This is a genomic window from Achromobacter sp. 1011811831 (genome assembly GCF_059760905.1).
The window spans coordinates 18,633-37,481 of record NZ_JCBANG010000022.1 but is presented as its reverse complement, the minus strand read 5'-3'; the positions used below and the strand labels follow the sequence as shown (position 1 = coordinate 37,481).

The following is an 18,849-nucleotide window of genomic DNA, read 5'->3' as shown; positions in this document are numbered from 1 at the left end:
TCTCGACAGGGAAGAGCGATGTTCGGCGGCGCTCGACGGCGCCGCGTCCGTCAGTCCCAGACCAGCACTTCGGCGGGCGTCGGGTTCCAGCCGTTGCAGGGGTTGTTCAGCTGCGGGCAGTTGGAAATCAGCACGATGACGTCCATGGCGGCTTTCAGCTCGACATACTTGCCCGGACCCGAGAGGCCATCCTCGAAGGTCAGCCCGCCCTCGGGAGTGACCGGGACGTTCATGAAGAAGTTGATGTTGGCGCCGATATCGCGCTTGTCCAGCCGACCGTCGTGCAGGCAGGCGCGCAGGAAGTTGTCGCGGCAGCTGTGCATGTGGCGCTTGCCCAGCGCGTAGCGCACCGTGTTGCTTTCCTGGGCGCAGGCGCCGCCCAGCGTGTCATGGCGGCCGCAGGTGTCGGCCACGATGGTCAGCAGCGGATTGCCCAGGTTGGAATAGAGCACGCTGCCGGTGGTCAGGTAGATCTTGTCCTGGCGGCGCAGCGTGCGTTGCGGGTCGTAGCGCTCGCGCGGGTTGGCGGCGCTGTAGAACAGCGTATCCACGGCCTGGTTGCCTTCCAGGTCGAGCAGGCGCAAGGTCTGCCCGGCCTTCACCTCGAAGAGGTAGGGCTCGCCGGCGGGAATGACGTGGCGAAACAGGGCGGTCTCGGGCGTGAGTTGGCTGGCGGTCAATGACATGGCGGGGCTCCTCAGAGGTAGAGGCGTTCGGTATTGTGGAAAGCCCGGGCGTTTTCCGGGCGCGATGCGCGGCAGGCATCGGCGATGCTTGCGGTGCGGGCCTGGCCCCAGGCCATCCGGACCGGCCGGGGCGCATAGCGCGGACTCGGGTCCATCGGGTGCTGCAACGCTGTCAGGACCACCAGCGTGTCCATCGGCGCATAGAGCGCGACATGGTCGCCGGCCTGGGAATTGCCGCTGACGTAGCGCAGGATTCCGTTCTCATCGGCGGTGACCTTGCTGAACAGGTTGACGACCATCAACAGGTCTTCGAGATCCAGGTTCCACTTGCCCATCTCGACCAGCAGGTTGTCGTGGCCGTTGCGGAAGAAGCCGTTGCGCAGTTCCTGGTAGCGGCCGGAACCGTACTTGGCCTGCACTTCGCCGGCGTCCAGCACGCCGCCTACGCTGTCGTGCCAGCCGCAGCTGTCGGACACGATGGCGGCCAGCACGCGCCCCATGTCCGAATACAGGCAATGTCCTTCGGTCAGCCGGAAGGTGTGTTGGCCCTTGAGGGTGTCGGGCAGGTTCAGGCGCTCGCTGGGCTGGCGGGCATTGAGCAACATCATGCCGACGTTGGCGCCGCCCTCGAGGTCGGTGATGCGCAGGACCTGGCCGCGCTTGAGGATGAAAGACGCGTGGCCGCCGCCGGGGAGGGTCTCCTCGTACAGCGGGGCTTCAATGAAAAGGCTGTCGGTGTTCATGATGTTCCCTTTGTGTGGATATTTGCGTCGGGGGGCAGGGCGCGCGCGACGACGTGGGGCGGCAACGAGGCCACGGCCTTGGCGCCCGCCGCGCGGTCCGGGTTGAGCGGGATGTCGTAGGTGATGCGGGCGCCATAGGCCTGCGGCGCCTGGGGATCGATGCGCACCTTGTCGAACACCAGCAGTCGCGTGCCAAGATGGAATCCCTCCGACAGATCGTGGGTCACCATGAATACCGTCAGCCGGGCCTCGCGCCAGAGTTCGAGCAGCAGCGCGTGCATGTCCTTGCGTATGCCGGGGTCCAGCGCGCCGAAGGGCTCGTCGAGCAGCAGCATGCGCGGCCGGGTGATGAGCGCCTGGGCGATGGCCAGGCGTTGCTGCATGCCGCCCGAGAGCTGGTTGGGGTAGCGCGCCAGCGCGTGACCGAGACCGACCCGGTGGAGCATTTCCGCTGCGGCCTCGCGCGCGGCGCGCTTGCGCTGGCCCAGCAGGCGGCCGAGCAGTGGCGCGGCCCGCAATTCCAGCCCCACGGCCACGTTGTCCAGCACGTTCAAATGAGGAAAGACCGAGTAGCGCTGGAACACCACGCCGCGCTGGGCATCGGGCTCGGCGGGCAACGGCCGGCCCTCGAGCCGCAGTTCGCCCTTGCTGGGCCGCTCCTGGCCGAGCAGCAGCCGCAGAAAGGTGGACTTGCCACAGCCCGAGGCGCCCACCAGCGTGCAGAACTCGCCTTCGGCGATACGCAGGTTCAGCTGTTCGAGCACGACCTGGTCGCCATAGCGCTGCCAGACGTTGCGAATCTCGATGAAACTCATGGCGCGCTCCCCTCGGACCAGGGGAAGCACTTGCGGTGGATCAGGCGCAACGCCCAGTCCATCGCCCAAGCCAGGAGCGTGATCCAGGCCACATAGGGCAGGATGACATCCATCGACATGTAGCGTCGCACCAGGAAGATCCGGTAGCCCAGGCCGGCCGTCGCCGAAATCGCCTCGGACGAGATCAGGAATAGCCAGGCCGCCCCGAGCATCAGCCGCAGCGATAGCAGCAGCCGCGCCAGCAATTGCGGCAGTATCACGCGCAGCACCGCCGTCCAGCTGTTGGCGCCCAGGGTCTGCGCCTTGACCAGCAGTTCGGCCGGAATCTCGCGGGCCCGCTGCTCCAGGTCGCGCGCCAGCACCGGCGTGATGCCGATGACGATGAGCATGACCTTGGAGAGTTCGTCGAGTCCGAAGACGATGAACAGGATGGGCAGGATCGCCAGCGGCGGGATCATCGAGAGGACCGCCATCAGGGGCGACAGGGTCGCCCGCAGCATCGGAAAGGCGCCGGAGGCGATGCCCAGGCCCAGGCCGGCCAGGGCGGACACCCCGATGCCCAGCGCCAGGCGTGTCAGGCTGGCCAGCGTATCGGACCAGAGCAGCACGGCGCCGGTGCGTGCGTCCTCGGTGAAGGCCATCCGCGCGATGGCGTCGAGCATTTGCGCGACGCTCGGCAACAGGCGGTCGTCCGGGTTGTCGGCCAGCCGCGCGGACGAGGCGACCACGTAGACCAGCGCCAGCAGGATGAACGGCAGCAGCGCGAGCAGCCAGCGTTCGCCCCGTTCGGGGCGGCGATTGATGAAACGCATGGATGCCTCGCGCTCAGAGCTCGCCGTCCGCCGCGAGCTTCAGGTAAGTCGCGTCGAACCGGAGTTTGGTGTTCTTGGCGTTGCCGACGGTGGCGCCGCCGGGAAACGACATCCCGATGGCGTCGGCGCTGCGCGCGCCCTCGCCGAGCAGGCCCTTGTCGAACGAGAACTGCGCGACGCGCTTCATGGTGTCGGGGAGCTTCGGGCTGGAGACAAAGGCCAGTTGCCCCGCTGCCGTGTACATCATGGCCGTGGTCGCGAGCTGGGCCCGGTAGTCGGCGACAGTGGCGCCACCGGCCTTCGCCATCTGCGTGAGCGCGGCGCTGTCATTGGCTTTCATCAGGGCCATGACCTCGAACCAGGCGCCGGTGAGGGCCTTGCCCAGGGCGGGGTTGTCCTTGAGCGTCGCGCTGTTGACGACCATCAGGTCGATGATCTCGCCGGGCACCTTGCTGGAGTCGAAGACCTTGGTGCTGCCGGGCGTGGCGGCGATGGCGGACAGCTGGGGATTCCAGGTCACCACGGCCTGCACCCTGGGCGCCGCGAAGGCGCCGACGATGTCGGCGTCCGAGGTATTGACGACCTTGATGTCGCGCTCGCGCAGGCCGGCGGCCTCCAGGCCGCGCGCGAGCAGATAGTGGGACACGGAGAATTGCACGAGATGCACGCTCTGGCCCTTCAGGTCCTCGAGCGTCTTGCCGGTCCCTTTCAGGACGATGCCGTCGTTGCCGTTGGAGTAGCTGCCCGCCAACAGCGCCGTGCTGTCCACGCCGCTGGCCGCCGGCACCGTGAGCGCGTCCATGTTGGTCATGGTGCAGCCGTCGAACTTGCCGGCGGTGTACTGGTTCAGCGATTCGACATAGTCATTGAGCTGGGTGACCTGGATGTCGATGCCGTACCTCCTGGCCCACTTGGCAACGATGCCCTGGGCCTGTGCGTAGTCCCAGGGCATCCAGCCGGCATAAATGGTCCAGCAGATGTTGAAACTGGTTTTCGGGGCGGCGCTGGCCGGGGCGCCCCACAGTGTTGCAAGGCAAAGGGTCGTCAGACCCGCGAGACGGCGCAAAATCATATCGGGACACTCCGGTTGAGAGGACGGGCAACGGGAGCAGCCGGACGCCGATGGCGCCGCTCTCCCGGGCTTTTGTCCCGCCGTGTAACCTCAACCGAGGTCGTCGGCTCTCGGACCAGACATCCGCGTGATGCGGATCGGAACCCTAGCCAACCATTTGGTTCGCGGCACGCATGCCGCTCCCGTATGCTTTTCATCAAGCAACAATCGTGCCAACACCGTTGCGGGCAAGGTCGCGTCTTTTCCCCCTGGCGGAGGACGGGACAGGGCGGCGTCACGCACCAAGGCGGCGCAGTGGCGCGGCATGTTCCCCGTGGTGGTGCATGGCGTGGGGCATGCACGGCCTCGATGAGTCCGCGCGACCGCCGATTCTTGCCGCGCTTTTCGCATTGATATACTCCGCCGACCGCGCGCTTGCCCTTGTTCTCGCCACACGCGGACAGCCATCGCGCAACCACCGAAAGCACCCCAAACAGGAGTTCCCCCGATGCGCTTGAAGGCCCTCGCACTGTGTTTGATGACTGGATTCACGACCCTGGCCCAGGCCCAGGACAGCACGCAAACCTTGCAGCAAGCCTTGAAGCAGGTTCCGGAACAGGCGCTGACCGCCCCGGAGGCCATGCAGCTGTACTTCATTGATGTGCAGGCATGGCGAGGGCTGGAGCCGTCCGGCCCGACGTCTGACGGCATGCGCCGGCTGGCCCTGGCGCAATGGATCCGTCCGCTGCAATCCGTCGGCCATGGCCTGGACCAATGGTCGACGAACGCCAAGATTCCCTTCGACACGCTTTCGTATTTCGCCGCGTTCGGTCAGGCGCCGGGCAATGTCACCTACTGGGGGCTCAAGGACAAGCAATCGGTAGAAAAACTGGTGGCCAGCCTGAAGCAGGTCGATTTCACTGAGGTCGGCGGCGGTGTGCCGGGCTTGATCGCCAATGGCGAGGCCAACAAGATGGACATGACGAAGGCCAGCGGCCGCGATCCGTGGCGAGGGGACATGGGCAAGGCGAGCTTTGTCCTGCCTCTGGACACGGCGCTGGTCCAGGCGTGGGCGCCCGGCGGCATGGCGGCCCTGGCCAAGCCCGCGCCGTCCGTGGCGGACAGCGGCATCGTTGCCGCCGCGCTGAACGGCTTGAAAGTAGCGGTGCCCGCGGGCGGCGGCCGTATCGTGCAGGCGGCAATCATCTCGCCCGTCCTGGGGCTTGCGGCGCTCGATCCGGCGCAGGTGTTGTCTTCCGCGCCGGGAGACACGGACTCCGCGTCGCAGAGGCTCAAGGCCCTGGCTGAATCGAGCGGACGCGGCATTCCGCCATACTTCGCCGGCTTCATCGCGGACGCGCAGGTCAACAATGCGCCCGCGTTCGTGATGTCGCTGTCCTATGCGGATTGCGCCACCGCCAGGCAGGCGGTGGAGGGCATCGGCGCCGCATGGAAGCAGGACATGGCGGGCGTGGTGACTGCCGAGGTGTCCGGACGCGCCGTTCCGTCGGACAAGCTGTGTGCGGCGGTCGTCAGCGTGACGGGCGCCAAGGCGGAGAATGCGGGGAATCCGATTTTTTCCCAGGTGATGAATCGCTACATGCAGCGCGATTTCAATGTGCTGCGAATCGGCGCAACGGCCGGCTAGCAATCACGGGTGGTCGGGGTTGCGATCCGCCTGCGCGACGCGGGCGGATCGTCAACCGCCAGTCAAAGATACCTTGACCTGATCTCGTCCACGTCGAACGGCGTCACGCCCTCGTGGGGCGTAAATACCGCCTGTGCCGGCTGCCGCGTTTCGACCCGTTCTCCCCGCGCCCGCGCGTGCAGGTCAAACAGCGTCTCCAGATCCGGCCGAGGCGTGTGCACCAATGCCCGCAGCATCAGGGACACCCCGCTCAGGTTGTTCCGCACATTGTTCCAGCGCGGCGTGGACGTCAGTCCCAGGTCGGCCCAGATCACGCGCCGTTCCTGCAGGTCCATCACGAAGGGCAGGCAGATCTGCGTGTCCGACGCGATGTCGATCCGGTCGACCACCGTGCGTGGCTCGTACACTTCGCCCGAGGCCAAATCGGCGCGGGCCATCCAGCCGGCGAAGCACTCGGGCAGGTCGCAGTACGGCTGCTGGGTGTAGGAGTTGATGGACGTGACGACGTAGCGGATGCCTTTCTCGACGAGGGCGTCGATGTCCAGGTCGATGAACTCCGAGGCGCCTTGCGGGGCGTCGACGATGTCGCCGCTGTGGTAGCCGCCGAAGCCCTTCAGGTTGTAGTACGCGACCGTCTGCATGAACACGAAATTGGCGTCGAAGAAAGCGGCGGACAGGTCGATGTCCGTGCGCGCGCGGCCGTTCTTCCACCACAGGAACAGGCGGATGAAGCGTGTGTCCGGCAGCGGCAGGCGACTGCCGCGCACCAGCGTGCGCAATGACTTCGATGCGGCGCGCTGCGCCAGCGGCACGATGTAGTCGCGCAGCGCGGGGTCGACGAAGCAGCGGCCCAGCGGCGGCAGCGCGGCGAAGCGCTTGATGAGCGCGTCCTGGCAGATCCGGGCCGCGCGCGCCAGCGCTTCGGGCGCCAGCGGCTCGCGGTGATCCGGGATGCCGTAGACCTTGGCCAGTGCGCCCTTGGGCGTGAAGGCCCGCAAGGGCAGGGGGCGCGGCGCCCGGGCCTGGGCCAGCACCTGCAGCAGGATCGGCGTGGACGCTTGCGCCGCCACCGTTTCGAATGCGTCCAGCACGGCGTCCGGTTCGGTCGAGCGGCGCAAGGTCACATCCAGCCTGCGCGCGAATTCGCCGGGACGTTGTTGCAGCAGGGGTGTGAGCGCGGCGATGTGCCGTTGGGCCAGCAGTGTCTCGACGCGCGACCCGAACGAGGCCGGCGCGTCGTCGCGTCGCGCCGCCGTGATGGCCGCCAGGGCGCGCGGGTATTTGTCGGCGTAGTCGCCCGGGTGCAGCACTTCGGCCAGGCGCTTCCAGCGCTCGGCGTGGCGCATCACGTCTTCCACGGCGTTGGGCGCGCGATCGAGCAGGCGCAGCAGCAGGCGGCGCACGCCGCGCTTCATCGGCATGAAGCGTGTCGTCGCCGTGGTCAGCGACACATCTCCGCCGCTCAGGGCCACCGCCAGCCGCAGCGCGTCGGTCGCGGTCTCGACGTTGCGATCCAGGAATTCGTCCATCCGCGCATCGCCCGGCACGTGCTGGACCAGCGCGCCGCCAACCAGCGCGCGGATCTCGCGGAATGGCACGTCCTCGGGCAGCAAGCGGAAGACATCGCCGCGATATTGCCGGATGAACCAGGCGACATCGGCGGCGTCCACGTCGGACAGCGAGGTGCGCGACGAGACCAGCGGCGCCAGCAGCGACTCGAATTCAGCGACGCTGCCCAGTTCGACGAGCCAGGGCACGAGCTTGCCCTCGAGCAAGGGCGGGCGGGCATGCTCGTGCGCCGGCAGGCGGCGCAGCGTGAGGTAGTGCATGACGGCCGTCAGGTACAGCTCCGCTTTCGAGGCTTTCAGCACCTGCTCGGGGAAGCCCGGATAGAACGGCTGGTGCTGCACGTGCGCGCCGACCCGGCGGCGCAGCACGCCAAGCATGTCGCGCAGCCAGCGCGCGAGTTCATCGGCGGACAGCATGCCGATCCGCTCGATCACCGACTCGGACAGAATGCAATGGAACGCCGCGATTTCCTGGATGGCCGACGCGACCTGGGCGCGCGTGGCGCCGCCAGAACCCACGGGGACGTGGACCTTGGTGGCGCGGCGCAGGAACAGTTCCTGATTCATGCTTGCCTTGCTCCGGTGGCTCGCCGCGGCGAGCGAGCGGCGGCGTCATGGCGACGCCGATGTGAAAACGCCTGCGTGACGCAGGCGCGGTGTGGAGAGCGGGACCCCTAGGTAATCAGGGTGAGAAGGAAGGTGTCCCATAGCCACGCAGAGCATTGTACGGAAGGTTGCGCGGACTCGCCAGGTTGATGAAGGGGCGCTATCGTCTGTCCATCCCAAGGAGGCGAGGGCGGCAGATGCGAAATCCCTATGCGTCGAGATTGCGGCTGATGGACTACATCGCGCCCCGGACGCGCCTGTTCCGCTGCCGGCATGCCTTGCTCTTCGGCAGCCGACATGCCCAGGCGCCGCTCGTGGCCCGTGTCGCCTTCCTGCATCGGATGGGTTATTTCGAGACGCTCATCGTGTCGGGTGGCAGCACGCAGGGGCGGGAGCCCAGCGAGGCCGAGGAACTGGCGGCGCGATTGGTGGAAGCCGGCCTGGACCACCGCGCGCTCATCCTGGAGACGGCATCGGGCAACACCAAGGAGAACATACAGTTGTCGCGCGAGAAGATGCATGGCGTGGGCGTGGACCGTCTGCTGCTGATCGGCAAGATCTACGCCAAGCGACGCTATGTGATGACGCTGCGCCGCCATTGGCCGGAGATCAAGACCGTGGCGTGCGATGCCATGAACTATTTCGGCGTCTCCAGGGACGCGTGGTGGACCAACCAGGAACTGCGCGCGCGCATCCTGTCGGAGCGGCGCAAGATCGCGACCTACCTGGGACGGGCCGATATCCAGGAGGTGGACGTAGTGGATGAACGCTTCGTGCTGGACGCGGCTGGCTCACCGCCAGGATCCAAGATTCTCGATCGCACGCCATGACAGCGTACGGTTCGCATATTGACATATCGGTAATTTCCGATATGATCCCGCCATGGACCTGCTAGACATTTTCAAAGCCCTCTCGAACCGCACCCGCCTCGACATCCTCAAAGGCCTGAAGGATCCCGAGCGGCATTTCCCGCCGCAGGACGAGGGCGACGTGCATACGGTGGGCGTCTGCGTCAGCAGCATCCAGGAAGGCGTCGGGCTGTCGCAGTCCACGGTGTCCGACTACCTGGCCACCCTGCAACGCGCGGGCCTGGTCGAGGTCCGGCGCATCGGCCAGTGGACCTACTACAAGCGCAATGAAGCCAACATCAGTGCCTTTGCCAAGCTGATCGGGAAAGAGCTCTGAATTTTTTTGCCGGCAAATATCGAAAAATCCCGATATCCCTTTTTATCGAAATCAGGAGTTGAAATGAAAGCAATCGTGCTCAAGTCATTCGGCGGCCCCGAGTCGTTCGAACTGTGCGACGTGCCCAAGCCCGTGCCACAGGCGGGGCAGGTGCTGGTGCGGGTGCATGCCACGTCGATCAATCCGCTGGATTACCAGGTCCGTCGCGGCGACTATCCCGATCTGGTGCCCTTGCCGGCCATTACCGGCCACGATGTCTCGGGCGTGGTCGAGGCCGTCGGGCCGGGAGTAACGGCCTACACGCCGGGCGACGAGGTCTGGTACACGCCGCAGATCTTCGAGGGGCAGGGCAGCTACGCCGAATACCACGTGGCCGCCGAAGGCATCGTCGGCAGGAAGCCCGCCGCGCTGAGCCATCTGGAGGCGGCCAGCCTGAGCCTGGTGGGCGGGACGGCCTGGGAGGCGCTGGTCGCGCGCGCGGGGCTGCGGGTGGGGGAGAACATCCTGATCCACGGCGGCGCCGGCGGGGTTGGCCACGTGGCGATCCAGCTTGCCAAGGCCATCGGCGCCCGGGTGCTCACGACCGTGCGCGAAGCGAACTTCGCCTTCGCGCGCGAGATGGGCGCGGACGTGCTGATCGACTATGAAAGGGAGGACTATGTCGATGCCGTCTTGCGGGCCACGGATGGCCGGGGCGTGGATGTCGTGTTCGATACCATCGGCGGCGATACCCTGTCGCGCAGCCCCGACGCGCTGGCGCAACTGGGTCGCGTGGTTTCGATCGTGGACATCGCGCAGCCGCAGAACCTGATCCAGGCCTGGGGCAAGAACGCGGCCTATCACTTCGTGTTCACCCGGCAGAATCGCGGCAAGCTCGATGAGCTGAGCGCATTGGTGGCGCAGGGCCGGTTGCGGCCGCATGTGGGCGCGGTCTATGGGCTGGCTGATATTCCGGCGGCGCATGCGCGGCTGGAGAGTCGCAATAACGGGCTGCGGGGGAAGATCGCGATTGAGGTCGTACCCGCCTAGCGGGCGGGGCGCTTGCCGCGTCGGGTGGCGCGCGGTTTGGTGGCCGGGAATCAGCGCAGGCTTCGGTTGATGGCGATGGTGAGCCGCCAGTGGGCCAGCCATAGCGCGATGGCCAGCAGGCCGGCGCTCATGCCGACGTGGCCAGGAAACAGCGACAGGATCTGCAGGACGCACCAGCCATTGCCCAGCATCAGCCAGGTCCGCAGCCGCCGCGCGTCGCAATGGGGTCGCAGGGCCTGGCCGATCCCGTGGATGATGTAGAAGTCCTCGACGAAGTTCGCTGGAATGGCGAACATCCACCACACCACGTTGCCGCGCGCGCCGGTCAGGCGCAGCGTGCGCTGCAAGGTCGCGCAGTACAGGGCGACCAGGGCAAGAAAGCCCAGCACGAGCGCGAGGTTGCCGGGGAAGGGGACGAGGAATATCTCTCCCAACAGGCCCGCGCCCCACTGTGGCGCCCAGAGTGGATATGTCAGCAGGGCGGTCACGGCCAGCGTGCCGAAGACGCGGATGAGGATATGCATGGCGCGAGTGTAGGGGCAGCACTCGCCGGCTAGGTGCCCGCAATCAGAAATTCTTCGGCGCTCGACAAGCTCAAGCCGTCCGTTCGCCCCGCGAAGTACCGCTGCGCGAGCACGGAAGGCGTAACATGCCGGACATGGCGGAACCCCGCCTCTCGCGCCATCGCCATGATCTGGGCCGGCGCATAGAAGCTGATGAACGGCGTCCCGCTGGCGCGGGCGCCCTTGATCGCCATCTCAATCCCTGGCCGGACCTCGGGCGCCATCTGTTCCACCGGCAGCATGAACGTCATGGCGAGCGTGGAGCCGGGCGCCAGCGCGGCCACCTGGCGAAACGTGGCCAGCGTCGCGTCCCGGGTCAGATACATGCTGACGCCCGTGGACGCGACGAATGCCGGTCGCGTCGCATCGAAGCCCGCCTCGGCCAGCGCTTGCCAGGCGGAAGCGCCGGCCTCGAAGTCCACCGGGACCAGTTTCAGCCAGTCCGGCACGCCATGGCCCAGCTCGACCAGCCGCCGGCGCTTCCATTCCTGCGGCGCGGGCTGATCCACTTCGAACACGCGCATGCGGCTGGCGATGTCGGGCCGGCGCTGGGCGAAGCTGTCCAGGCCCGCGCCCAGGATCACATACTGCGCGACGCCCTGGGCGGCCTGTTCCAGCACCAGGTCTTCCACGAAACGCGCCCGCGCGACCATGGACGCGCGGAAGGTCCGGGTGAAGACCGGATCCATGTCGGGGCGCTGGCGCCAGCTGTCCGGCGGGGCCAGCAGCCGCAGGCCGATGTCGTCCTCGAAGACATGGGGCGGCGCATCGGCCTCCAGATGCAGGGCGCGCCACAGCGCCGTGCGCTCGGCCGTGCTGTCCGGGGCGGGGGCCTTGCTGTGCTCTGGGGTTTTGCGGCCTTGCATGGCGGCTCCGCTTTCTTACTTGGGCGCCTGAAGGCTCCAGTCGCGGCCATCGGGATCGCGCACGGTCATTTCCTGGGTGCCCCAATGGGTGTCCTGGAACGGGCTGACGATGTCGACACCGGGGTCGAGCTGGAGCGCCCTGGCATCGGCCACCTTCATCACCAGCCGCATGGCCGGCGGTTCGCTGGCGGGCACCTCGGCGATGAAGAGGTACGGGCCGGGGCCGTTGCGCAGCTGGCCGGAGTTGTGGTCGGTTTCGAAGTCGAGCGTGTAGCCCAGGGACTGGAAGAACTTGGCCGACTTGCCCCAGTTGTGGGTCGTCAGGAATATGGCCTCTACACCTTCGGTTTTCATGGGATGGCTCCTAGTTTGGGTCGGCGGGCTTGTCGGCGTGGCCGGCCAGATAGGCCCGCAGGGCTTCGGCGACCAGGGCCGACAGCGAAAGCTCGGCTTCGATCGCATGGTGTTTGACCTCCCGGATCAGGCTGACCGGCAGGTACACGTTGAACTGTTTGACGCTGTCATCACTCATGTTGCTATGATGCTAGCAAGCTATATTTTTTGTCAATGCCGTTTGGCGACACGCTTTGTCGATACGCATCGTCAACGCCGTCAAACGGTCACCCAGTCAGGCTGTGATGGCCGGACGCGGCAGGGGCAAGTCGCCCGACGGCGTCCCGGGGCTCTCCCGCCGCGAGGCTGGCGCCGTGGCGGCGACGGCCCGTCCCGCCGCGCAGGCCGTTCCCAACGGCCGACGCCAGTTAACATGTGGCCCAATGACCACGCAGCTGACCGTCTCATCGGCGCAGTCGTCCCATGGCGGACGCCCGCCTCAGCCAGATCACCTGTTCCCGTCCCTGATCGCGACGGCGGCGGATCATCGCGGCGTCCAGTCCGCATCAAGGAGTCCCTGAATGGCGGAGCTGGCCTATGCCTATCTTGCCCCTTCCGAATTCGCGCAGCGCCCGGGCCAGGCCGACCTGAGCCTGGCCACCAGCGGCGGCGTCGCGCTGTCGGGCGCGGTGGCGCATCCCTTCTTTTTTTCCGGTTTCGTGGCGCAGCCGGCCGTGGTGGCGCAAGCGCTGCTGATGCTGGCGCGGGTGGCGCGCACGCGGTTCTATGTGCCGCCGAATACGCTGGCGGCGGTGCTGCGGGCTGCCGATCCGGTCGTGACGTCCACGCCCGAGGGCCTGCGCTTCGAGTCGTTCAGCGTGTGCTGCGGCGTGTATGCGCGCCTGGACGTGGACGCGGCGGCGCTGGACGCCACGCACGTGGCGCCGGGCGTGACCAATGTGGATGTGAATCCGCCGCTGCGCCAGGCGCTGGCGGGGCTGCGCGCGTCGGAGCCGCTGCACCTGAACGTGGGCAGCGATGCCTTGCGGGTGTCTACCGGTTCGGGCGAGATCGTCGAGGAAAAGGTGCCATTGCCCACGCGCTGGCTCAAGGGTTTTGCCGAGACGCAGATGCTGTCGGCGGGCATGGCGTGCCGCCATGAGCTGACGGGGGCGGCCCTGCGCCAGTTCGTGCAGGCGCTGCCGCGCTCATCGGCGACCAAGACCGTGATGTGGGCGACCCAGGCGGCCCGCTCGCTGCGGCTGGCCACGCAGGCGACGCCCGGCGCGGTCTGCGTGGCGGGGCCGGAGCGGTTGCGCGTGCTGGAGCCCTTGCTGCGCCATGCCACCGCGCTGCGCGCCTATGGCGCGGAGACGGCGGCGGGCGCGCTGCCGCAGGCCAGCGCCTGGGTGCTGGAGCTGCCTGGCGCGCGCGTCACGCTGGGCCTCAGCCCGGAAAAGGCGCGCGGTTTCTCGGGCGAGGGCGCGGTGCTGCACCTGGTCGCGGGCGGCGATGCGAACGAGGACGCGGCGTTCGTGTCGACGCTGCTGGCCTTCGAGCCGCGCATCGATATCGCGCAGCTGGCCGCCCGGGCCTTGTTGCCCGAAGCGCAGATCGCGTCCGCGCTGGGCGTGCTGGCGTCTTCTGGCCAGGTGGGGTTCGACCTGGCGGCGGGCGCGTACTTCCATCGTCCGCTGCCGGTGCAGGCGGGGTTGCTCGATACGTTGCATCCCCGACTGGCCGAGGCGCGCAAGCTGGTGGCCGGCGGCGGCGTGCGGCGCGAAGGCGAGGGGCAGTACACGGTGCACTCGGCGCAGCAGCGCTACCGGATCGCGCTGGGCGCGGAGCCTGCGCAAGACCGCTGCACCTGCCCCTGGCACGCCAAGTATCAAGGCACGCGCGGGCCCTGCAAGCACACGCTGGCGGTGCGCATGTTCCTGGATCCCCTCAATGCGCCTGGAGCCGAAGCATGACCTTGACCCTGACCGAACGCCGCGCGGCGCTGCGCGAGGCCGCCGGCGGCGACGCGGCGGATATCGCGCCGTTCGCGCGCGCCCTGGACGGCGCGGACGAGGACGATCGCGCCGCGCTGGCCAAGGCCTTGCCGCCATCGCGCCTGTTCGGCGCGGAAGGGCCGACGCCCCGGGCCTGCTTCGTGCTGGCGGCGCTGGGCAAGCCCAAGCTCGCGGCGGAGACGCTGACGCCGGCGGATATGGAGCGCAAGCGCGAGTATGGCGCGCGCCATGGCGAGATGGCGCCGGCCGTGATCCACGCGGCGGCCGGACGGGACGCCGCGTGGCGCGCCGCATTCATCGATCTGCTGGTGGAGCAGTACTGGTGGAGCGAGCATCTGGCTTGGCCGGTGTGCCATGCGCTGGTCCGGCTGGACGGCGACGCGCCCTTGTCCGCGGTCTATCTGCGGTGTTTCGTGCAACAGGTCAGCGCCATCGGCGCGGACGGGCAACTGGACGCGGACCACGGCAAGCTCATGGCCGCGCATCTGCGGGCGCATCCCGATTGGGTCGAGCGTGAGTTCTGGGCCTTGTTCCGGGTCGAGGGCATGGGCGCCGACTACCAGCTTGTCGAGCGCACCGGGCCGGCATGGGACGCGGCCGTTCTGGCGCTTTGCGAGGACGACCCGGCGTTCCGCGAGCGCCTGCTGGTTGAATCGCGGGAGGCCCTGCTGCGCGATTTTTCGGCGAAGAACATCGCCTGGTATTTGCGCATGCATCGCCTGGCCGATCCGGCCGCGCACGAGGTCGCGGCCAGCCAGCACGCGTATTTCGCCGTGCTGGCCACGGCGCCGAGCACGGCGGTCGGCCTGGCCCAGGACATGCTCAAACGCGCCGCCGGGCAGCTGGACGTGGACGCGGTGATCGAGGCCGGAGCCGCCGTCCTGACGCGTGCGGAGAAGAAGCTGGTCAAGGCCCAGCTGGGGCTGTTTGCCGCGCTCAAGACCGATGCCGGGCAGCGGGATCGCCTTTCGCGGATCGTCGGCGAGGCGCTGGCAGGCATGCCGCTGGACCTCGCGCCGCTGGCGCGCAAGCTGGTGCTTGCGTCCGACGAGACGCAACCGCCCGATGCGAGCGGCGAGCCAAGCGCGCCGAAAGACGGCGCAGCCCGGGCAATCACGATGCCGCCGCCGCGCCGCGAGCCGCTGCCGGATCTGCCCGACCAAACGCTCGCCATCGTCGACGACGAGACATTGCACGCCTTGATCGGCGCGCAGTTCGAGGGCGCCGGGGACGGCGCCGAGCTGCCGCGCATCGTCGACTACCTGGCCAGCCGCCCGCAACTGCGACTGCCGGAGGCGCTGCAACACCGCGCCGCCGAGATCATCGAATCGGTGTGGGACGAGCGCAATGCCTCGCCGCGACGCCTGCTGGCCGCCGCGTTGCTGGGCCGGGATGACGTCAGTTTCCAGGGCTATGCGCGCTATGTCGTGGCCAGCGCGGGCAAGCCGGATCCCGTGGGCGTGGCATTGCGGGAACAGACCTTCACCAGCAGCGGCTACGACGCGGCGACGGGCGACTGGACGATCCGCGAGACCGGAACCTTCCGCTCGGGCTACCAATATCTGCCGACGCATGCGCCGCTGGCTCTGCTGGCCGGCGTCTTTCACGAGCTGCGAGCCAGCCGGGCGCGGGGCGAACCGTTCATTCCGCCGGTGGCCGTCCCCGGCCAGCGCTTCGTCTGGGAACGGGTGCTGGCCGAGCCCGGCGCAGGGACCTTCTCGCGCGACTTGCAGGTGTTGGGAGCAGGGCCCAAGCCGTTCTGGATGGCGGCGGCCGACGCCTGCGCTTCGCCGGCCCTGGATGTCGCCGACGTGCCCGCCGAATTCACCTTCCGCGCCCAGGAGGCGCGCGAGCTGGACGGCTACGACCAGATGGTGCGGTGGACGGCCTGGCTGCTGCGATCCAACCCCGACACGCTGGCCGCGCATTTCCATCCGATGTTGTGCGCGGCGGTGAATGTGATCAACGTGCGCGGCCTCGGACCGCTGCTGGCGGCGCTGGGCGCATCCCGCCAGGCGCCGGGCGGGCCGGTTTATTCGGCCTTGGCGCTGGCCGCGTCCGCGAAGATGACCGAGCAGCGCGCCCAGGCGGCGGAAGCGATCGCGCGGCTGGCCGACGCCGGCTTGCTGGATCCCGCGCCGTTCGCCGGGCAGATCGCGGCGCATCTGGCGGACGGCTTCGCCTTGGCCGGGCGGCTGGCGCAGACGCTGGCCGACGCGGCCTCCATCAGCGCGCTCGCCGGTTGCCGCGCGCTGCAGACGCTGGAGGCGCTGCTGCCGCGGCTGTTCGACGCCGACGGCAAGCCGATGGCCCAGGCCGCCAAGCTCATCGAGCTCGCCGCGCGCCTGTCCAATGACTATGGCATGCCGATAGCCGTGCCCGCCTCGCTGGCGGCGCGGCGCAAGGGCGGGTCGGTGCTGGCGGTGACCTTGCGCAGCCTGGAAACCGTCGCGCCGCGCGTGACGCCCCTGGCCGAAACCGCCGCTGCCGCCGCGCAGCGCACTCACGAGGAATAGCCGCTCGCATGACGACTTACGAAAATATCTTGGGCTACTACCGCGACCTGGCGCGGCTGGTCGAGGAAGGCGCGAGCTTGCGCGCGCTGTACGACGCCATGCTGGGCGTGCAGTCGGAAGACCTGCGCGCGGTGGATGCCTCGCCCAGGCGGCTGCGCGAGATGGCGCAGGGCTGGTCCCAGCGCCCGAATTTCGTGCCGATCCGCCTGAATGAGCTGTTCAACGGGCTCCAGGTCGAGCACACCGATGACTACGTGCTGGCCATGGTCGGCGGGCTGGGCGGGCGGCACGAGCAGGAAGTGCGCCTGTTCATGCTGCGTCATGACCATGCGCTGCGCGACCAGGTGTTCTGGCGGGTCTTCGAGGTGGAAGGCGGCGGCGAGATTTCGCTGGCCAACATCGACAAGTTCTCGCGCGAGGAATTCAACTGGCATAACACGGTCGTGCTGCTGGCCAACGAGGGCACGCTGGACCGGGGCCGCGTGCTGCGCGGCTGCCTGGAGGCGCTCAACCGCGATTTCTCCGCCTATCGCGCCGGCTGGTTCTCGCGCGTGTATGCGTCCCTGGCGCCCACGCCCGCAGAATCGGCGGCGGACCAGCCACTGTTGCGCCTGTGCCTGGGTTCGTCGATCACCGCCACGGTGTCGCTGGGCGTCAAGCAGCTGGAGTTCCTGCACAAGCACGGCCTGCTCGAAGCCGCGCCCTTCGTGGAAGCCTGCGGCGGCGCATTCTCGGGGCCGAAAGCGGCGGCGCTGTCGGTGCTGCGCATGCTGGAGGCGCTGGGCGCGCGGGCCGCCGTCGAAGCCGAAGCGGTCGCGCAGGCGCTGGCCTTGGGCCTGGGGCATCCGCATGCCGACGTGCAGCGGGCGGCGGTGAAGGCGCTGGCCAAGCTGGGGCGTGAGGATCTGGCGCAACAGCAGCGCGATGCGCTGGCGCCGGCGGTGGCGGCAATGCTGCCGGACGCCGGGGCCGGGAGCGCGGCAGGGGATGGGCTGACGGCGGACGGTGATGCCCAGCCTTCATCCGACGCGCTGCCCGGCTTGCCGCCGCCCGTGCCGCTGCGCCCCTGGACCGACGAGGACGCCCAGGAGCGCTACGCCGCGCTGCTGGAAGCGTCCGCCGACGCGCTGGAATTCGAGCTGGCGCTGGCCTGGCTGGCGACATCCGGGCAGGTGGCGGCCACGGTCGCGCCCCTGGCGAAGCGGGCGCGCTACCTGGCCGAGCGCGACGAGCAGCACTACGCGGCGGCGCTGCTGCTGGCGGCGCATGATCCCGCGAGCGCGTTCCTGCCTCGGAAGTACTGGCAGAAAACCAAGAGCCGGCAGGTCAACGGCGAGTGGGTGCAGGAGAACGTGGGCGAACCCCAGGCGCTGCCCAGCGCCGAGGAAACCACCATGCTGCCCAGCTTCATCAGCCGGCTGCGCGAGGTGGCGGGGATCGTGCAGGGCAGGGCGCCATGCCGTCCGCTGCTGGCCACGCCCACCGACACGCAGGGCTGGGTCGATGCCGATGTCCTGCTGGCCCGTTTCGAGGCGGGCAAGGGGAGCGGCGCGCCGTTGCCGGTGGATCTGACCCAGGCCTTGCTGCGCGTGCCGGCCGAACAGCGCGCGCGCGTGGTCGAGGCCACCGGCGGCGCGTGGCCGCGCATCACCGACACCTTGCGGATCGAGTGGCACAGCCGTGGGTCGGAAACCTTGAAGGCCGATGGATCTCCCCAATGGGTGTGGTGGAACCCCGTGATCCACGCGGAGGCCGTGGAAGCGCCCTCGGCGACGCAGCCGGCGCTGATTCCGTCGGGCCCGCTGCGCTACAACGACGGCGTCGACGCCCATGCGCTGGTCTGCGCCGAAATTGGCCTGGCCCATCCGGCGTCGACCTTGCCGCTGGTCGCCGCCAATCTGGTGCTGATGAATGTCGCGGCGGGCGACGATGCCGAACACCGCGCGGCCGCCATCCTGCGCGTGCTGGCCACGCATCCGGGCGCCTGGCATTCCGTAACGGCCCAGTTGCTGGCCCTGGGCATGGCGGCCAAGCAGGCCGGGGTGCGCGCGCAGGCGGTGGAAGTGTTTGCCGCCGCGATCCCGGGCCGCGTGGACGCGGCGGCAGCGGCGCAGGCCTACGCCGCCTGCGCGCCCGCCATCGTCCTGACGCGCTGGGCGGAGTCCTTCACCGACGCGGCGACGCTCGCGCCCGCGGCCGTCATCGCGGTGCTGGGCAAGCTGTTGCCGCGCCTGGACCCCAAGGCGCGCGGCATCGGGGCGCTGCTGACGGTGCTGCTGGATGAGTCGTTGCGCCATACGCAGCCTGTGACGGACACGGACCTGCGCGGCTGGCTGGCGGGCTTTGCCGGTGGGTCCGCCGCCGCCAAGGCCGCCAGGGCGCTGTTGGCGTTGGGGACGCCCTAGCGCGTCCG

At 68.6% G+C, this 18,849-nt stretch carries 17 protein-coding genes and 1 riboswitch; of the genes, 7 read left to right on the top strand and 10 right to left on the bottom strand.

Annotation, left to right across the window (positions count from 1 at the left end; translation table 11 throughout):
- Positions 1 to 50: 50 nt before the first annotated feature.
- The 5 genes from AC6LJ9_RS11235 to AC6LJ9_RS11215 are packed head-to-tail and all read right to left on the bottom strand — an operon-like array spanning position 51 to position 4,128.
- Positions 51 to 686, bottom strand: coding sequence for an urea amidolyase associated protein UAAP2 (locus AC6LJ9_RS11235; RefSeq protein WP_392411436.1), 636 nt, complete (start codon positions 684 to 686; stop codon positions 51 to 53).
- 11 nt (positions 687 to 697) lie between these two features.
- Positions 698 to 1,429: an urea amidolyase associated protein UAAP1 gene (locus tag AC6LJ9_RS11230; protein ID WP_498147605.1), complete on the bottom strand. Its 732-nt coding sequence runs from the start codon at positions 1,427 to 1,429 to the stop codon at positions 698 to 700.
- A complete protein-coding gene (locus AC6LJ9_RS11225) occupies positions 1,426 to 2,244 on the bottom strand; it encodes an ABC transporter ATP-binding protein (protein ID WP_498147604.1) in 819 nt (272 codons plus the stop codon). The genes AC6LJ9_RS11230 and AC6LJ9_RS11225 overlap by 4 nt, the downstream gene beginning before the upstream one ends.
- A complete protein-coding gene (locus tag AC6LJ9_RS11220; protein ID WP_498147603.1) occupies positions 2,241 to 3,056 on the bottom strand; it encodes an ABC transporter permease in 816 nt (271 codons plus the stop codon). The genes AC6LJ9_RS11225 and AC6LJ9_RS11220 overlap by 4 nt, the downstream gene beginning before the upstream one ends.
- Before the next feature lie 13 nt (positions 3,057 to 3,069).
- Positions 3,070 to 4,128: a putative urea ABC transporter substrate-binding protein gene (locus tag AC6LJ9_RS11215; protein ID WP_498147602.1), complete on the bottom strand. Its 1,059-nt coding sequence runs from the start codon at positions 4,126 to 4,128 to the stop codon at positions 3,070 to 3,072.
- Positions 4,129 to 4,187: 59 nt separating this feature from the next.
- A riboswitch (guanidine-I (ykkC/yxkD leader) is annotated at positions 4,188 to 4,288 on the bottom strand.
- Positions 4,289 to 4,615: 327 nt separating this feature from the next.
- On the opposite strand from AC6LJ9_RS11215, the gene AC6LJ9_RS11210 reads away from it, so the two are divergent.
- The gene (locus AC6LJ9_RS11210; RefSeq protein ID WP_498147601.1) at positions 4,616 to 5,755 is read left to right on the top strand and encodes a hypothetical protein; all 1,140 of its coding nucleotides are present in this window, start codon (positions 4,616 to 4,618) and stop codon (positions 5,753 to 5,755) included.
- Between the two features lie 62 nt (positions 5,756 to 5,817).
- Here AC6LJ9_RS11210 and AC6LJ9_RS11205 read toward each other — a convergent pair whose 3' ends face one another.
- A complete protein-coding gene (locus AC6LJ9_RS11205; protein WP_498147600.1) occupies positions 5,818 to 7,890 on the bottom strand; it encodes a TerD family protein in 2,073 nt (690 codons plus the stop codon).
- Between the two features lie 236 nt (positions 7,891 to 8,126).
- On the opposite strand from AC6LJ9_RS11205, the gene AC6LJ9_RS11200 reads away from it, so the two are divergent.
- From AC6LJ9_RS11200 to AC6LJ9_RS11190, 3 genes are all read left to right on the top strand, one after another.
- On the top strand, positions 8,127 to 8,759 hold the full coding sequence (locus AC6LJ9_RS11200; protein WP_498147599.1) for a YdcF family protein: 633 nt from the start codon (positions 8,127 to 8,129) through the stop codon (positions 8,757 to 8,759).
- Positions 8,760 to 8,811: 52 nt separating this feature from the next.
- Complete coding sequence (locus AC6LJ9_RS11195; protein ID WP_212322539.1) at positions 8,812 to 9,114, top strand: ArsR/SmtB family transcription factor; 303 nt, start codon at positions 8,812 to 8,814, stop codon at positions 9,112 to 9,114.
- A 63-nt stretch (positions 9,115 to 9,177) separates the two neighbouring features.
- The gene (locus AC6LJ9_RS11190) at positions 9,178 to 10,143 is read left to right on the top strand and encodes a zinc-dependent alcohol dehydrogenase family protein (protein ID WP_498147598.1); all 966 of its coding nucleotides are present in this window, start codon (positions 9,178 to 9,180) and stop codon (positions 10,141 to 10,143) included.
- Positions 10,144 to 10,193: 50 nt separating this feature from the next.
- Here AC6LJ9_RS11190 and AC6LJ9_RS11185 read toward each other — a convergent pair whose 3' ends face one another.
- The 4 genes from AC6LJ9_RS11185 to AC6LJ9_RS11170 are packed head-to-tail and all read right to left on the bottom strand — an operon-like array spanning position 10,194 to position 12,104.
- Positions 10,194 to 10,667, bottom strand: a complete 474-nt coding sequence (locus tag AC6LJ9_RS11185) for a hypothetical protein (RefSeq protein WP_498147597.1) — start codon at positions 10,665 to 10,667, stop codon at positions 10,194 to 10,196.
- A gap of 29 nt (positions 10,668 to 10,696) precedes the next feature.
- Positions 10,697 to 11,572, bottom strand: coding sequence for a class I SAM-dependent methyltransferase (locus tag AC6LJ9_RS11180; protein WP_498147596.1), 876 nt, complete (start codon positions 11,570 to 11,572; stop codon positions 10,697 to 10,699).
- Between the two features lie 15 nt (positions 11,573 to 11,587).
- Positions 11,588 to 11,926, bottom strand: a complete 339-nt coding sequence (locus tag AC6LJ9_RS11175) for a VOC family protein (RefSeq protein ID WP_498147595.1) — start codon at positions 11,924 to 11,926, stop codon at positions 11,588 to 11,590.
- Between the two features lie 10 nt (positions 11,927 to 11,936).
- A complete protein-coding gene (locus tag AC6LJ9_RS11170) occupies positions 11,937 to 12,104 on the bottom strand; it encodes a ribbon-helix-helix domain-containing protein (protein WP_498147594.1) in 168 nt (55 codons plus the stop codon).
- Between the two features lie 382 nt (positions 12,105 to 12,486).
- On the opposite strand from AC6LJ9_RS11170, the gene AC6LJ9_RS11165 reads away from it, so the two are divergent.
- From AC6LJ9_RS11165 to AC6LJ9_RS11155, 3 genes are read left to right on the top strand one after another with little or no spacing between them, the layout of a single operon-like run.
- Complete coding sequence (locus AC6LJ9_RS11165; protein WP_498147593.1) at positions 12,487 to 13,878, top strand: SWIM zinc finger family protein; 1,392 nt, start codon at positions 12,487 to 12,489, stop codon at positions 13,876 to 13,878.
- On the top strand, positions 13,875 to 16,436 hold the full coding sequence (locus AC6LJ9_RS11160) for a DUF6493 family protein (protein WP_498147592.1): 2,562 nt from the start codon (positions 13,875 to 13,877) through the stop codon (positions 16,434 to 16,436). Before AC6LJ9_RS11165 ends, AC6LJ9_RS11160 begins: the two co-directional genes overlap by 4 nt.
- An 8-nt stretch (positions 16,437 to 16,444) precedes the next feature.
- On the top strand, positions 16,445 to 18,841 hold the full coding sequence (locus tag AC6LJ9_RS11155) for a DUF6493 family protein (protein ID WP_498147591.1): 2,397 nt from the start codon (positions 16,445 to 16,447) through the stop codon (positions 18,839 to 18,841).
- Positions 18,842 to 18,849 lie beyond the last annotated feature (8 nt).